This is a genomic window from Rhizobium sp. Leaf262 (assembly GCF_001422245.1).
Classification (GTDB): domain Bacteria; phylum Pseudomonadota; class Alphaproteobacteria; order Rhizobiales; family Rhizobiaceae; genus Agrobacterium.
This window is the reverse complement of sequence record NZ_LMMM01000019.1, coordinates 184,213-198,768: the sequence shown is the minus strand read 5'-3', so window position 1 is coordinate 198,768 and position 14,556 is coordinate 184,213. Positions and strand designations below refer to the sequence as shown.

Genomic DNA, 14,556 nt, shown 5'->3' with positions numbered 1-14,556 from the left:
AAATCCGTGTTACGCTTTTTGAAGCCAGACCTTGTTGTCGTGAAAAGCAGCGCCGCCATAGGGCGCAACGGCGTCACCGCCGGTGAGAATATTGATGCCTTCGCCATCCAGATGCGCCTTGTTGGGCCACAGTCCCTCGGCAATCAGCACACCCGCTTTCGCCCCTTCAACGATCTTGGCGTGAATGCGCAAATCTCCGCGCGCATTGCCAATCCGCACAATATCGCCATCGACAATATCAAGACGCTGCGCATCTGCCAGACAGATCATCAGTTCCGGGCGGCCCTCTTTCTGAACGGAGGTCTTCGTCTCCGCGAAGGTCGAGTTCAGGAAGTTCCGCGCGGGTGATGTCGCCAGCCGGAACGGATGCTCGGCATCCGCCACTTCGATGACATCAACCTGATCCGGGAATTTCGGTAACTCAGTAACTGGCCCCATGACCGGAACGTTTTTCGGGGGCTTGTTGGGTGAAGGACCGCTTTGCCAATCCGGGCTGAAGCGGAATTTGCCATCCGCATAGCCGAAGCCTTCGAGATAATGCGCGGCCTCAAATGACGGCTGCGCGTCGATCCATTTCTCTTCGGCAAGGCTGTCGAAATCGCCCCAACCGCCGGGGCCGAGAATGAGATCGATATGCTCACGCTCGGTCATGCCGAAACCGGGCATATCCGATACGCCGAGGCGCTTGGCCAGTTCCTCGATAACGAAGAGATTGGTGCGAACCGTATCCGGCGGCTCCACGAGTTTCGGCCCCAGCAGAATGTGGTTCTGGCCACCGGCGCGGTAGATGTCGTCATGTTCGAGGAACATGGTGGCGGGCAGCACGATGTCGGCAAGCTCGGCTGTCTCTGTCATAAACTGCTCATGCACGGCAACGAAGAGATCGTCGCGCAGGAAACCCTGTTTGACCAGCCGCTGCTCCGGGCAGACATTGACGGGATTGGTGTTCTGTATCAGCAGCGCCGTTACCGGCCCGCCGTAACGCAGAGCCTCGGCATCTCCGGTCAGCACACGACCGATCTGCGATTGGTCGAGTTGGCGCACATTGGGATCGGCATAGGCCGTGCCCATCAGTTCAGCCTTGTTGAGCCGGAAGATATCACCATTGTTGTGAAACGCGCCGCCGCCTTCATATTGCCAGGAGCCCAGAACGGTGGCGATGGAAAGCGCTGCATGCATGGCAACCGCGCCATTGCGCTGGCGGGCAAAACCGTAGCCCAGGCGGAAGAAGCTCTTCTGCGTAGTGCCGACGAGCTTTGCAAAAGCCTCGATTTCCTCCAACGAAAGGCCGGTAATTTCTGCGGCCCATTGCGGGGTCTTGGATGCGAGATGCGCTTCCAGACCAGCGGGATCATCCGCGAATTTCTCGATATAGGCGCGGTCGGCATAACCATCCCGGAAAGCAATGTGCATCACGGCGCAGGCGAGTGCGGCATCCGTGCCGGGGCGCACGATCAGCTTCATATCCGCCTGCTTCATGGTCGGATTATCGTAGATATCGACAACCACGATCTTCGCGCCGCGTTCCTTGCGGGCGCGGATCGCATGGGTCATGACATTGACCTGCGTCGCCACCGCATTGGTGCCCCAGATGACGACGACATCGGCTTTTGCCATTTCGCGCGGGTCCGGTCCGCGCAGCGCGCCGGTGCCCATGACGTATCCGGTCCACGCCATATTGGTGCAGATAGAGCCGAAGAAGCCGGAATATTTCTTGGCGTGGCGAAGGCGCTCGATGCTATCTCGTTGCACCTGCCCCATAGTTCCGGCATAGAAATACGGCCAGATGGCTTCCGCGCCATGCTTTGCTTCCGCCTTGACGAAAGCGTCGGCAATTTCATCGAGAGCATTTTCCCAATTGATCTCCTGCCAGTCGCCCGCCCCTTTGGCACCCTTGCGGCGCTTCGGCGTCAGCAGGCGGCCCGGATGGTAGATGCGCTCGGAATAGCGCGCCACCTTGGCGCAGATGACGCCAGCCGTGTACGTATTCGCATTAGCCCCGCGCACGCGGCCAATCCGGCCATCCGTGTTGATATCCACCTCCAGCGCACAGGCGCTTGGACAGTCATGGGGACAGACGGTGTGGCCGATGCTGACAGCACCAGTCACGGCTTTGGCGGAAATCGGGGTCGCATCGTTCATCGCTTTTGTATATTGCAAAGCGGTGAAGGCCAAAAGGCCGAAGTGAAGACCATCACGAATATTCATAAAAGGCATCGGCGCGCATGAACTATCGGCACATTTACCACGCAGGCAACTTTGCCGATGTTCTCAAACATGCGGTCATGGCGCGGCTGGTTTGCTATCTGCAAAACAAGGACAAGGCTTTCCGCGTGCTGGATACGCATGCCGGCATCGGTCTTTACGACCTGTCATCAGAAGAGGCGCAGAAAACCGGCGAATGGCAGACCGGCATCGGCAAGCTGCTGGAAGCTGATCTGTCCCCAGCTGTCGCGGATTTGCTGGAGCCCTATCTGACCGCAGTCAAAGACCTCAATCCTGACGGCGGCATCCAGTACTATCCCGGCTCTCCGAAGCTGGCGCGCATGCTGTTTCGCCCGCAGGACCGGCTTTCGGCCATGGAACTGCACCCGGATGATTTTCGCGCGCTCTCGCGCCTGTTCGAAGGTGATTATCAGGCGCGTGTGACAGAACTCGACGGCTGGCTGTCACTGGGTGCGCATCTCCCGCCGAAAGAAAAGCGCGGCCTCGTGCTGGTCGATCCACCGTTTGAAAAAGAGAATGAATATGAGCGCATGGCAGAAGGCTTTCACAAGGCCTATCGTCGGTTTGCGACAGGCACCTATTGCCTTTGGTATCCCCTGAAAAAAGGCGCGCCAATCAAGGATTTTCACGAGCTGCTGCAATCCTACGAAATCCCGAAGATGCTTTGTGCGGAGCTTTCCGTTCGCAGCGACCGGCTGGATGGACTGAGCGGCTCAGGCCTGATTATCGTCAACCCGCCCTTCACACTGAAGGACGAACTGCACAGCCTTCTCCCCGCCCTCAAGAACGTCATGGCGCAGGACCGCTACGCATCGCACCGTGCGTTCTGGCTCCAGGGCGAATAGCTCTTACCGTTCCAGATGTCGCTCTTCCCGTTCAGCAGCCGCCAGCTGCGACCTCTCGAAGAAGAGAATGATGAACAGGCCGATGACGAAGGGAATGATGAGGTAGAACAGGCGAAAGACGAGGAGCGCTGCGATGACGTCTGCCGGGTTCATGTCCGGTAGCCCGGTGACGAAGACGAGCTCCAGAACACCAAGACCGCCAGGCGCGTGCGAGATCAGGGCCGCTGAAAACGAAATCAGGAATATGCCGAGAATCACCATGAAGCCGGGATTCCCCGCATCCGGCAGCGCAAAATAGATGATACCCGCGGCACCCAGCAGTTCGATGGGTCCGATGACAAGCTGCTGGATGACAAGACGCGGAACCGGATAGAACAGTGTGAATGAGCCGATTTTGAGCGGCCGAAGCTTCAACAGACTACCGATGACATACAGACCGACGATGGCAAGAAGCAAAAAGCCGGTCGTTCGAGACGCCTCGACGGGGAGAATACCCACGAAACGCTCGGTGATATCAGGCTCATAGATCAGGACGAGACCAATCAGCATGATGGTGCCGATGACGAAGGTGAAGGAGCAAAGCGCAACAAGAACGCCAATCTCCGAAACGCTCAGCCCCTTGGACGTATAGGCACGGTAACGCACGACCGCGCCGGAGAAGACGGATGCGCCGACATTATGCGACAGCGCGTAAGTCGTGAACGATGTGAGCGTGATGAAGAGCCAGCCGACTTTCCGCTTGAGATGTTGTAAGGCAATCCGGTCATAACCAGCCAATGCGGCATAAGCGACCAGGGTGCAAAGGCCAGACATCAGCCAGTCATGGGTGCCTATTGCCACCAGACTATCCCAGACATCGTCAAGCGAAAGATGCCGTAATTCCTTATAGAGGAGCCAGACCGAAAATCCGATCGTTGCCGCCCCGACGACTGGCCAGATGTATTTCTTCAATTTCATGCGGACATGCCCGGGCTTACTCCTCTTCCGGCAGCAAAACCCCGGATTCGTAGAGCTTATTCGTTATATAAGCTTCGTTTCAACCTATGTTTCGTTTTTCGGACGACTGTTTGCCACAGGCGCGAGATGGTATAAAAGCCGGTGACGATCAAGACTTTGTCATCGCCTCATGGAAAGACGGTTGGCCCGATGAAACAATATGCCGGTTTTATCGCTTTGGCCGTGCTTTCGCTGGCTGCCGCCGGATGGATGCTGTTGAACGGACAGGTCCTGGATACCTCTCACGAAACCGTGCGTCCGTCTTCCAATTCACCCTCCCCAACACGAACTGCCCAACCGGTGCAAGGTTCCGGTTTTGATTTTTACGTTCTGTCTCTATCGTGGTCGCCAGCCTTTTGCGCCAGCGATGCGGGTGCAAACAGCAAGCAGCAATGCGGAACCGATCGCAAATACGGCTTCATCGTCCACGGCCTATGGCCGCAAAACGAGCAGGGTTACCCAGAGTTTTGCGGAAAGAATCGGGAAGAACGTGTTCCCCAGAGCCTTGGGCGCACGATGTTCGATATCATGCCTTCCATGGGGCTCATCGGTCATCAATGGCGCAAACACGGCACGTGCAGCGGGCTTTCGCAAGAAGATTATCTCTCGACCATTCGCAACGCCTACGAGCGCGTCAGACTGCCTGTTGAAATCGCTGGAGGTACAACCGCGCGGAAGATGTCCGCCGATGCCATCGAAAGCGCATTCGTCGCGTCCAACCCCGACCTATCAAAGAGCGGCGTTGCCATCAGTTGCGAAGGACCAAAACTTGAAGAGGTTCGCATCTGCATGAACAAAGATTTGAGCTTTCGTGATTGCCCCGAGGTCGATCGCAGGGGTTGTCGCGCAGGCACCACCGAAATTCTCCCCATCAGCCACCCTTAAAGGTCAATACATATGGAATTGCTCTACTCCCCCGCTTCTCCCTACTCTGCAAAGGTCCGCATGGCAGCGCGCTACCTAGACATCGGCATCACCGATGTTCGCGTCGATACCAGCGCCGAACCTGCGACGCTGATGGACAACAATCCGCTGGGCAAAATCCCTGTCCTGCTTCTGGACGATGGCGGCTCGATCTACGATAGCGTCGCCATCATGCATTATCTCGACAGGCAAGCCGGCGGAAAGCTCTATCCAAAAAAACATGCGAAGCGCACCGAAGCAGAAGTGCTGGAAGCCCTTTGCGATGGCATCATGGATTGCCTCCTTGCCATCGTCTATGAGCGCCGCTTCCGCCCGGAAGACAGAATCCATCAGCCGTGGATCGACAAGCAGTGGGGCAAGGTCGTTCGGGCTCTCGACTATCTGAACGCCAACCTGCCCAAAACCGGCAAAAAGCTGCATGGTGGACATTTCGCACTTGCCGCCATGATCGGCTATCTCGACCTGCGTTTTGCGGGTGAATGGGCAGAGGGGCGTAAGAAACTGGCGCAATGGCCTGACAAGTTCGGCACGCGTTTCAAGGAATACTCAGAAATGAAGGCGCCTGCCTGAAGAAAGATCATAGCGGGGCTGGCAATCAGCCCCCTCGCATTTCGTCGACATGATGCCGATGCATCTCCTATCAACGAACGCACCAAAACGAAAAAAGCCGGGGCGAACCCCGGCTTTGAACAGTCAATCCGATTAGGGATTAGAACTTTACGCCGATACCAGCCTTAACGCTGTGATCGTCGAAGCCGCGAGATACGGTTCCGGAGCTCAACGAGTAGTCCTTGTCCTGGTAGTCGCTGTAGCGATATTCGACGCGAGCGGTGATGTTGTTGGTCACCATCGCTTCAACACCGGCACCAACCGTGTAGCCGAGTGCCGTTGCGCTGTCGCTGGATACCGCGTTGCTTACCTTTTGGTCAGCAATGGCGAGACCACCTGTACCGTAGATCAGGAACGGGTTCATGTCGTAACCAACGCGGGCACGAATAGATCCGTTTACGCCCTGCTTGCCTTCGAGCGATTCGCCGAAGTTACCAGTACCAGCAGAACCCTTGTTGTCGCCTAGGTTAACGTCAGCTTCTGCACCGTAGACCAGCTGGCCGCTCTGCCAGTTGTAACCACCGTAGAGACCGCCGCCGAAGCCGTCAGCATCACGGTCGCCGCCGTTGCCAGTGAAACGACCCCAGTCGTAGTTGGCAGTCGCACCGAGGTACGCGCCAGACCAGTTGCTGATAGGCGCTGGCTGCTCGTAAGCGACAGGTGCCTGCGGCACTTCGTTCACGGCGTCAGCTGCCTTGGCTGCCGAAAATGCTGCAGCTGCCATAGTGGTCGCCATAAGTGTTGCAACGATAGTACGCATGCTATTCTCCTTTTCATACCCGCGGGGTGCTCAAACACTTGTTCCCAAACGCGGTGTAAAACAGTTTGTTCCCTTGCCCGACTGATGATCAAAATGATGGGTGAATGAGGAGATCACACAGCCAAAATGTGAATTGATTGGGGCAGCGACGTGACAGAAATGGGACGTTGCTAAAATGACACAAAAATCTATTAAGGATAATGAGCCGTTAACTGAAGAACACTGCAATTTTACATGTATTTAAATCTAATTACTTCAAAGGCATCGCGCAGGCATAACTCTGTATAAATGGCGCGCGCCCTGTGCAAAACTTGCCGTTTCGATTTATATCGAATGCCTAACACGACATAGGCAGGGCGCAGGTCAGCTTTGAACGAGAATATACCAAAGACCGTATTGATTACCGGCGCCGCCCGCCGCATGGGCCGGGCGATGGCAGAGTATCTTGCTGCGAAAGGCTTTGCGATTGGCCTGCACGCACGTTCTTCGCTGTCTGAAGCGGAGGATTTCGCTAACACAATAAGGCAAAATGGTGGAAAAGCCGCCGTTGTTCAGGCGGACCTGGAAAATACGGAATCGACTGAGGCATTGATGGAAAGCGCAAATTCTGCGCTCGGACCCATCGGAATCCTAGTCAATAACGCATCTGTGTTCCGTCACGACACTGCCGAAGAGTTCGATAGCGCGGCTTTCGATGCACATTTTGCCGTTCATGTTCGCGCGCCGTCCATTCTCGGTGCAGCACTCGTGCGGCAACTGCCGGAAACGGCATCGGGTCTGATCGTCAACATCATCGACCAGCGGGTGCTGGCGCTGACGCCACGCTTCTACTCCTATACGCTATCCAAATCCGCCATGTGGACGGCCACGAAAACCATGGCGCAGAGCTTTGCACCACGTGTGCGGGTGAACGCCATCGGCCCCGGCCCGTCCTTTAAAAGTGAAAGACAGGAGCCTGAGCACTTTCAGGCGCAGATCGACGCCCTTATATTAAAGCGTGGGCCGCAACCGGACGAATTCGGTCGGACCATTCGCTTTTTATATGATTCCCCGTCGATCACCGGCCAGATGATCGCACTCGACGGGGGCCAGCACCTTGGCTGGGAAACCCCTGATGTGGCGGAGATACCTGAATGAACGGAAAGAAGCTGCCGGATGGCGGTGTTCTCTTCGATGATAATGAAGAAGATGAAGAAGATGTAGCCCCCGCCGCCATTGATGCGGTTGGTGAATACGCGCCCGCGAATATGGACTGGAATGCCGGGTGGAAGAATGAATCCGGCCTCAAAGGCATGGATCTCATCGGCGAATTCGTCAAACATCTGCCCAACAGCCCCGGTGTCTACCGCATGTTCAATGATGCCGGCGACGTGATGTATGTCGGCAAGGCGCGCTCGCTGAAGAAACGCGTCAGCAATTACGCGCAGGGTCGTTTCCACTCCAACCGCATCGGCCAAATGGTACGGCTGACGACCCATATGGAATTTGTGACGACGCGCACGGAAATCGAAGCGCTGTTGCTGGAAGCGAATCTCATCAAGCGCTTACGCCCGCGCTTTAACGTGCTGCTTCGTGACGACAAGTCGTTCCCCTACATTCTGATTACCGCAGACAACCGCGCCCCGGCCATCTTCAAACATCGCGGCGCGCGGGCGCGCAAGGGGGATTATTTCGGGCCATTCGCCTCGGCAGGCGCCGTGGGTCGCACGATCAACTCGCTGCAACGCGCTTTTCTCATCCGCACCTGTACCGACAGCGTGTTCGAAAGCCGTACGCGTCCCTGTCTGCTGTATCAAATCAAACGCTGTTCCGGCCCCTGCACCCACGAGGTCAGCGATGAGGGCTATGCGGAGCTGGTGAAAGAGGCGAAGGACTTTCTCTCCGGCAGAAGCCAGAGCGTGAAGGCGACGATTGCTTCCCAGATGAACGAGGCGTCGGAAGACCTCGATTTCGAACGCGCCGCCGTCTACCGCGACCGTCTGGCCGCACTTTCCCATGTGCAGAGCCATCAGGGTATCAATCCGGCGGGTATCGATGAGGCGGATGTCTTTGCCATCCACCACGAAGGCGGCGTCTCCTGCATACAGGTGTTCTTTTTCCGCACCGGGCAGAACTGGGGCAACCGCGCCTATTTTCCCAAGGCCGATCCATCGCTGCCGGGCTCTGAAATTCTGAGCGCCTTTCTCGCGCAGTTCTACGATGACAAGCCCGTGCCGAAGCAGATTCTGTTATCGGAAGTGGTCGAGGAGCAGGAGCTTCTGGCCGCTGCCTTCAGCGAAAAGGCTAACCACAAGGTCACGATCTCAGTACCGCAAAGGGGCGAGAAGAAGGACGTCGTCGGCCATGTTCTGGGCAATGCGCGTGAAGCACATGGCCGCAAGCTGGCGGAAACATCGTCTCAGGCACGCCTCCTGAAAGGGCTTGCCGAAACATTCGCCCTGCCCTACGTGCCGCGCCGTATCGAGATTTATGACAACTCGCACATGATGGGCACCAATGCCGTAGGCGGCATGGTGGTGGCGGGGCCTGACGGCTTTACCAAAAGCCACTATCGCAAGTTCAACATCAAATCGACGGATATTACCCCCGGCGACGACTTTGGCATGATGCGGGAAGTCATGACGCGGCGCTTTTCCCGCCTCCTGAAAGAAGAGGGAAAGCCCGACCGCAGCGGCACCGCCGCGCCCGAAGATGCAGCCGACATGCCTTTCCCCGCATGGCCTGATGTCATCCTCATCGATGGTGGACAAGGGCAGATGACCGCGGTGCGGACCATTCTTGACGAGCTGGGTATCCGCGATTGCGTAACGGCCATCGGTGTGGCCAAAGGCGTCGACCGCGATGCGGGGCGTGAGCGCTTTTTCACCGACAGCCGCAGCGATTTCTCCCTGCCGCCGCGCGACCCCGTTCTCTACTTCATCCAGCGCATGCGCAACGAGGCTCACCGTTTTGCCATCGGCTCGCACCGCGCGCGCCGGAAGAAGGAACTGGTGAAAAACCCGCTGGACGAGATCAGCGGCATTGGCCCCGGCCGCAAGCGGGCGCTGCTGCAGCATTTCGGAACAGCAAAAGCAGTGTCGCGGGCGGCGCTCAGCGATCTCATGGCGGTGGGCGGTATTTCCGAGGCGGTGGCCAAACAGGTTTACAATCACTTCCACGAGAGTGGCCGGGAGTAAGGCTGCGCTTTCACGCGGCACCCGCAAAAAAACATAATAGGGTGTTGACGCTTGCTGCTTAGGGCTGCATCAACGCTTTATATCGACTGACAGGTTTCCCCATGGCTTCGCGCACCTACAACATCCCCAATCTTCTGACCTACGGCCGCATCCTCGCCGTGCCGGTCATTGTTCTGTGTTTCTTCGTCGAGGGAAAGCTTGAGAGTTCGGATTTCGCGCGCTGGACAGCACTGTGGCTGTTCGTTATCGCCTCGCTGACGGATTTTCTGGACGGTTATCTCGCCCGCATCTGGAACCAGACGTCCAATATTGGCCGCATGCTGGACCCGATCGCCGACAAGCTGTTGATCGCATCCATTCTCCTGTTGCTGGCCGCAGACGGCACCATTGCCGGCTGGTCGCTCTGGGCCGCCATCACCATTCTTTGCCGTGAAATTCTGGTCTCCGGTCTGCGCGAATATCTGGCCGCGCTGAAGGTTTCCGTGCCGGTGACGCAGATTGCCAAGTGGAAGACGACGATACAGATGGTGTCGATCGCGTTTCTGCTCGCAGGCCCGGCAGGCGACCAGATTTTGCCCTATACGACGGAAATCGGCATCACCCTGCTGTGGGTCGCAGCGGCGCTGACGATCTACACCGGCTATGATTATTTCAAAGCGGGCCTCAAGCACATCGTGGATGAAGAGTGATGGTCCGTGTCGTCTATTTCGCCTGGGTTCGGGAGCGGATCGGCAAGTCCGAGGAAGAGCTTGATTTGCCGCCAAGCGTGACGACGGCGGGCGAACTCATTCAATATCTGGCGACGCTCGGCGAAGACTATGAAGCCGCCCTGCAGTTTCCCGATGTCATCCGCGTTGCCGTCAATCAAGAACATATCGATCACGACGAAAGCATTGCAGGCGCCCGCGAGATCGGCATTTTTCCGCCGATGACGGGTGGTTAAGCCGTGACGATTGAGCCAATCATCCGCGTTCAGGCTGAGGATTTCGATGCCGCTGCCGAGGCGAGGACGCTGACGCAGACAGACAAGACCATCGGTGCGGTCGTGACCTTTACCGGCCTGTGCCGCGATGATGGCGGGGTTCTTTCTGCTCTTGAACTGGAGCATTACCCCGGCATGGCCGAAGCGGAGATGCTACGCATCGCCAGGCTCGCCATCGAACGCTTCCAGCTTCTCGGCCTCACCGCCATCCATCGCTATGGCAAGATCGCGACCGGCGAAAACATCGTCCTCGTCATCGCCGCATCCCGCCACCGGCAGGCCGCCTTTGATGGCGCTAATTTTATGATGGACTATCTCAAGACCTCCGCGCCCTTCTGGAAGAAGGAGCACGGCAAGGACGGAAAATCTGGCGAGTGGATATCCGCCAAGGATGTCGATGAAAGCGCCAAGGATAAGTGGCGCTAAGGCGCTTCCTGCTCGCTTCTCATGGCGATGAGCCACAGAACCAGCATCAACAGCACCGCCGCATCTCGCCAAGCGACAGGTCCGTAAGCCGCCCAGAATGTTTCGGCAAAGCCGATGACCGCGGCCCCAACTGCGCATTTCAGCGGGCTGGTATAGCCACCCGCAGCGGAAATCAGCACCACCTTCAGGCCGAACACCAGTCCAGCGCCGAAATCCATATTGCCGTAATAGAACGTTGCCAGCACACCGCAGATGGAGGCGACGAATGCGGCTGCGCAGTAGGACACCAGGAATACGCGCCCCGCATTGACGCCGAGAAGCGAGGCGGCGAAGGGATCTTCTGATACGGCCTTCCAGTGCCGTCCTGCGCTGGATTTTTGCAGAACAATATATCCAACGGCGACCAACATCAGAAACGCTGCAGAATTGATGATCTGCATCGGCGTTGTGGTCACGGCGAAATCCGCGCTGCGCCAGACGTAAATCGGATCATTGAGAATGGGTGGCAGCCAGAGCGAGCGCGTGCCTGCCGCCAGCCGCGCGCTTTCCATCAGCGCAATCAGCGCCCCGATGGACGCGACCGTGACCGCATTGGGGGATGCACTGGCCAGCGGACGCATGACCACGCGCCCGATGAAAACGCCAGCCCACAAGCCACCAAAAACACCCGCCGCAGCACCAAGCGCCAAAGTCGCAGGTAGGATGAGCCATAGCTGGTTCCAACCAAAATCCGCAAACAACAGGCATGTCAGACCCGCGAAGGCGAATATGGCGCCGTAAGTCACATCCGCCCGTTTGGTGATGGAAAAGGCGATGGCATAGCCGAAGGCCAGGGCCGCATAGAGCGCAGCCACCGGAGCCGCATTCAAAAGCTGCTGTAGAAAGTAAGCCATGCCCAACCCTCTCCCGCATTTATTATAACTGGTAAAATTGCTTTTGATAGTTATAATTGCGATATGACGTTCAACTGGACACCACATCGTTTTGTCGGAGGAGCTTTGGCGCTCGATGTCGCCAACAGCGTCATCCTGCGCTTCGACCACGAGAAATCCGTGGACCGCTTTGCTGTGCCCGAGCAGTTGGAGAGTTTTTGTGAAGCGGCAACGCGGCTTTCGGCGGAACGGAACATCTTCCCTACCCTTGCCCCGCCATCCGCAGCCAGTCGAGGACATCTGATCCAACTTCGGGAAGCGACCGATCGGTATTTCCGTCAACTGATCGAAACCGGACAGGACGACAATGCCCTGCTTGCCGATCTCCTCACCACCTCAGCCACGGCCCTCAAAAACGCGCCGGACACGCACAGCCTTCAAGCCGCCACGGCCCGTTCCGTGCTGAACCTCATGGCCGGGCCGGATCGCACGCGATTGCGGATTTGCGGCCATTGCGGCTGGTTGTTCATAGACCGCAGCAAGAACCGCAGCCGCATCTGGTGCGACATGGCGGTCTGCGGCAACCGCCACAAGGCGGCCAAGCATTATCGGCGCAAGAAGGAGACGGCATCGTGAAGAGGCTCGCCACTCTCATCACCGCCGCCCTTTTGCTGTCGGCCTGCCACCGGGAGGATCAGCGAGACGTGGTTAGCCTGTCCGGCCGCATGTTCGTCTTCAACTATCGCGTGGCCACGGCGACCTATCTGGTGACGCTTCAGCCGACATCCCCCATCAAAGACGGAAGCACCATAGAAGCCAGCTTTGAGAACCCGCGCGGTGGAGAGGCTTTTGCCGTGACGGAGAAGCTGTTCCCCAAAAGCCCAAAAATCGTCCTGCAAAGCCTGCCGGTGGAATGCGTGAAAGAAGGTCGTCCGTATAAGGTGACGATAAAGCTGAAAGCGCCGGACGGGCATGTCATGCAGACGATAGAAACGAGCATCACGTCCGATACGGACCAGTCGCTGCTGCCCGCAAAGCCGCTGGTGGTGGGGCCGCTCTATACGCCCAACCCGGAGGTGTTCAAGACGGATGGGAGTGTGGATATGGGGGCGGTTGAGGGGTGTCCGGCTGGCTGAAATTGGCTGGCGTTTTGCCGTGTGGCTTACCCCCCTCTGGCCTGCCGGCCATCTCCCCCTCAAGGGGGGAGATCAGCAAGACGTTCCTTCGCCACCTTGCATGCAACGCTCAAGATTGCCGATAGCGTTGCCACGAGTCGATCTCCCCCCTTGAGGGGGAGATGGCCGGCAGGCCAGAGGGGGGTAAGCCACACGGCAAAACGCCCAACAACAAACGCACACGACAACAAAAAAACGGAGCCTCTCGGCCCCGTTTTCCAATTCATTTCATCAACTTAAAGCAGCCGTCTCACAAACCGATTCCGCCGCCTCGCAAACTGAATCAGCCGACGATTTCGGTTTCTGCGAACCAGTAGGCGATTTCCTGAGCAGCGGTTTCAGGAGCATCCGAACCGTGAACGGAGTTTTCGCCGATGGACAGCGCGAACTGCTTGCGGATGGTGCCTTCGTCTGCGTTGGCAGGGTTTGTTGCGCCCATGATTTCGCGGTTCTTGAGGATTGCGTTTTCGCCTTCCAGAACCTGAACGATGGTTGGGCCAGATGTCATGCCTTCAACCAGTTCGCCGAAGAAAGGACGTTCCTTGTGAACGGCGTAGAAGCCTTCTGCTTCGCGCTTGCTCATCCAGACGCGCTTGGATGCGATGATGCGCAGGCCGTTGTCTTCGAATACCTTGGTGATGGCACCCGTGAGGTTACGCTTGGTTGCGTCCGGCTTGATCATCGAAAATGTGCGTTCAATCGCCATATGTCCGTTTCCTTATTCTTGAAGAAAGTGGGCGGTGTTTACCCGCCCGAAGGCCCGAAAACAAGGGGGATGGCTGGATTTGACCAACAGCGTGTCACATTTCACGCCGCTGTCACACTTCGTCCCTTCGCGCCATGCAAATCCAGGCAGCGTTCGAACCAGTCCCGCACCGGATCCTTCTCGGCAAACAGATCGATGCCGGAGGTCACCCGCGCCCATTGCAGGGCGCCGAAGACGATGTAATCCGCAAACAGCGGGCTTTCGCCGCCAATAAAGGGCTGGAAGCTCAACATACGACGGATCGGCTCTAGCTTTGCCGGGAAAGCGGCGATTTCCGCATCGCGATGGGCGATGACCTCTTCCAGCGTGCGACCCAGTGCCTTGGTGCGGCTTTCGCGGAAATAGGTACGGTCGGTTTCGTCCAGCATGTCGTGAATATCGAGAACCGCTATTTTGACGATGGCCGGGTGCAGCGTGGTCTGCGACCAGCTTTCAACGAAACGGGCCAGTGATTTTCCACCCTCTCCGTTAAACAGCGATGGCGCATCCGGATAGGCATCATCGAGATAAAGTGCGATCTCGAAGCTGTCCTTGACCAACTGGTCACCATCGCGAAGGATCGGCACCGTTGTGGAAAAGCCATTTTCCACGCCCGGAATGGCCGTGAACGCCAGCGGACGTTCTTCGAAGTCCAGCCCCTTATGCGCTAGTGACAGAACCGTCTTCCAGCAATGGGGAGAAAACGGGCGTGTGTCGTCGCTGCCGCAGAGAGAATAGAGCGTTCTGGATGTCATGACCGGTCCTTCCATTGTGAAGTTCTGCGCCATCAAATCAGCGGGTCGGCGCACAATCAAATGAC

At 57.4% G+C, this 14,556-nt stretch carries 16 protein-coding genes; 10 read left to right on the top strand and 6 right to left on the bottom strand.

All coding sequences use genetic code 11. From position 1 onward, the window contains the following. Positions 1-9 precede the first annotated feature (9 nt). Positions 10-2,208 carry a molybdopterin oxidoreductase family protein gene (locus tag ASF29_RS20925; protein ID WP_062452647.1) on the bottom strand — a complete coding sequence of 733 codons (2,199 nt, stop codon included), beginning with the start codon at positions 2,206-2,208 and terminating at the stop codon, positions 10-12. 17 nt (positions 2,209-2,225) lie between these two features. On the opposite strand from ASF29_RS20925, the gene ASF29_RS20920 reads away from it, so the two are divergent. Then, on the top strand, positions 2,226-3,071 hold the full coding sequence (locus ASF29_RS20920; protein ID WP_062452592.1) for a 23S rRNA (adenine(2030)-N(6))-methyltransferase RlmJ: 846 nt from the start codon (positions 2,226-2,228) through the stop codon (positions 3,069-3,071). 3 nt (positions 3,072-3,074) lie between these two features. Here ASF29_RS20920 and ASF29_RS20915 read toward each other — a convergent pair whose 3' ends face one another. Beyond that, positions 3,075-4,028, bottom strand: coding sequence for a lysylphosphatidylglycerol synthase domain-containing protein (locus ASF29_RS20915; RefSeq protein ID WP_062452591.1), 954 nt, complete (start codon positions 4,026-4,028; stop codon positions 3,075-3,077). Between the two features lie 189 nt (positions 4,029-4,217). Here ASF29_RS20915 and ASF29_RS20910 point away from each other — a divergent pair, with 189 nt between their 5' ends. Together ASF29_RS20910 and ASF29_RS20905 are read left to right on the top strand one after the other, a co-directional pair. Then, a complete protein-coding gene (locus ASF29_RS20910) occupies positions 4,218-4,952 on the top strand; it encodes a ribonuclease (protein ID WP_062452590.1) in 735 nt (244 codons plus the stop codon). Positions 4,953-4,964: 12 nt separating this feature from the next. Continuing rightward, positions 4,965-5,561, top strand: a complete 597-nt coding sequence (locus ASF29_RS20905; RefSeq protein WP_062452589.1) for a glutathione S-transferase — start codon at positions 4,965-4,967, stop codon at positions 5,559-5,561. Between the two features lie 139 nt (positions 5,562-5,700). On the opposite strand, the gene ASF29_RS20900 is transcribed toward ASF29_RS20905, so the two are convergent. Continuing rightward, a complete protein-coding gene (locus tag ASF29_RS20900; RefSeq protein WP_062452588.1) occupies positions 5,701-6,360 on the bottom strand; it encodes an outer membrane protein in 660 nt (219 codons plus the stop codon). A gap of 369 nt (positions 6,361-6,729) precedes the next feature. On the opposite strand from ASF29_RS20900, the gene ASF29_RS20895 reads away from it, so the two are divergent. From ASF29_RS20895 to ASF29_RS20875, 5 genes are all read left to right on the top strand, one after another. Beyond that, a complete protein-coding gene (locus ASF29_RS20895; RefSeq protein ID WP_062452587.1) occupies positions 6,730-7,497 on the top strand; it encodes an SDR family oxidoreductase in 768 nt (255 codons plus the stop codon). Next, positions 7,494-9,536 (top strand): excinuclease ABC subunit UvrC, encoded by a 2,043-nt coding sequence (uvrC, locus tag ASF29_RS20890; RefSeq protein WP_062452586.1) that lies wholly within the window; start codon positions 7,494-7,496, stop codon positions 9,534-9,536. The genes ASF29_RS20895 and uvrC overlap by 4 nt, the downstream gene beginning before the upstream one ends. A gap of 101 nt (positions 9,537-9,637) precedes the next feature. Further along, entirely contained in the window at positions 9,638-10,225 is a 588-nt protein-coding gene (gene pgsA / locus ASF29_RS20885) for a CDP-diacylglycerol--glycerol-3-phosphate 3-phosphatidyltransferase (RefSeq protein ID WP_062452585.1), read from the top strand. Next, on the top strand, positions 10,225-10,479 hold the full coding sequence (gene moaD, locus ASF29_RS20880; protein ID WP_062452584.1) for a molybdopterin converting factor subunit 1: 255 nt from the start codon (positions 10,225-10,227) through the stop codon (positions 10,477-10,479). Before pgsA ends, moaD begins: the two co-directional genes overlap by 1 nt. Before the next feature lie 9 nt (positions 10,480-10,488). Beyond that, entirely contained in the window at positions 10,489-10,944 is a 456-nt protein-coding gene (locus tag ASF29_RS20875; RefSeq protein WP_062452646.1) for a molybdenum cofactor biosynthesis protein MoaE, read from the top strand. Here the strand turns inward: ASF29_RS20875 and ASF29_RS20870 are convergent. Then, on the bottom strand, positions 10,941-11,837 hold the full coding sequence (locus ASF29_RS20870) for a branched-chain amino acid ABC transporter permease (protein ID WP_062452583.1): 897 nt from the start codon (positions 11,835-11,837) through the stop codon (positions 10,941-10,943). The genes ASF29_RS20875 and ASF29_RS20870 overlap by 4 nt on opposite strands. Positions 11,838-11,900: 63 nt before the next feature. Here ASF29_RS20870 and ASF29_RS20865 point away from each other — a divergent pair, with 63 nt between their 5' ends. Continuing rightward, complete coding sequence (locus tag ASF29_RS20865; protein WP_062452582.1) at positions 11,901-12,452, top strand: CGNR zinc finger domain-containing protein; 552 nt, start codon at positions 11,901-11,903, stop codon at positions 12,450-12,452. Further along, positions 12,449-12,952, top strand: coding sequence for a hypothetical protein (locus ASF29_RS20860; protein WP_062452581.1), 504 nt, complete (start codon positions 12,449-12,451; stop codon positions 12,950-12,952). Before ASF29_RS20865 ends, ASF29_RS20860 begins: the two co-directional genes overlap by 4 nt. Positions 12,953-13,274: 322 nt before the next feature. Here ASF29_RS20860 and ndk read toward each other — a convergent pair whose 3' ends face one another. Further along, complete coding sequence (gene ndk / locus ASF29_RS20855) at positions 13,275-13,697, bottom strand: nucleoside-diphosphate kinase (protein ID WP_042618581.1); 423 nt, start codon at positions 13,695-13,697, stop codon at positions 13,275-13,277. Between the two features lie 101 nt (positions 13,698-13,798). Continuing rightward, complete coding sequence (locus ASF29_RS20850) at positions 13,799-14,491, bottom strand: glutathione S-transferase family protein (protein ID WP_062452645.1); 693 nt, start codon at positions 14,489-14,491, stop codon at positions 13,799-13,801. Positions 14,492-14,556 lie beyond the last annotated feature (65 nt).

Coding starts and splice junctions, on each gene's coding strand:
- ASF29_RS20925 (WP_062452647.1), bottom strand. CDS start 2,208: ATGAATATTCGTGATGGTCTTCACTTCGGCCTTTTGGCCTTCACCGCT.
- ASF29_RS20920 (WP_062452592.1), top strand. CDS start 2,226: ATGAACTATCGGCACATTTACCACGCAGGCAACTTTGCCGATGTTCTC.
- ASF29_RS20915 (WP_062452591.1), bottom strand. CDS start 4,028: ATGAAATTGAAGAAATACATCTGGCCAGTCGTCGGGGCGGCAACGATC.
- ASF29_RS20910 (WP_062452590.1), top strand. CDS start 4,218: ATGAAACAATATGCCGGTTTTATCGCTTTGGCCGTGCTTTCGCTGGCT.
- ASF29_RS20905 (WP_062452589.1), top strand. CDS start 4,965: ATGGAATTGCTCTACTCCCCCGCTTCTCCCTACTCTGCAAAGGTCCGC.
- ASF29_RS20900 (WP_062452588.1), bottom strand. CDS start 6,360: ATGCGTACTATCGTTGCAACACTTATGGCGACCACTATGGCAGCTGCA.
- uvrC (WP_062452586.1), top strand. CDS start 7,494: ATGAACGGAAAGAAGCTGCCGGATGGCGGTGTTCTCTTCGATGATAAT.
- pgsA (WP_062452585.1), top strand. CDS start 9,638: ATGGCTTCGCGCACCTACAACATCCCCAATCTTCTGACCTACGGCCGC.
- moaD (WP_062452584.1), top strand. CDS start 10,225: ATGGTCCGTGTCGTCTATTTCGCCTGGGTTCGGGAGCGGATCGGCAAG.
- ASF29_RS20870 (WP_062452583.1), bottom strand. CDS start 11,837: ATGGCTTACTTTCTACAGCAGCTTTTGAATGCGGCTCCGGTGGCTGCG.
- ASF29_RS20865 (WP_062452582.1), top strand. CDS start 11,901: ATGACGTTCAACTGGACACCACATCGTTTTGTCGGAGGAGCTTTGGCG.
- ndk (WP_042618581.1), bottom strand. CDS start 13,697: ATGGCGATTGAACGCACATTTTCGATGATCAAGCCGGACGCAACCAAG.
- ASF29_RS20850 (WP_062452645.1), bottom strand. CDS start 14,491: ATGACATCCAGAACGCTCTATTCTCTCTGCGGCAGCGACGACACACGC.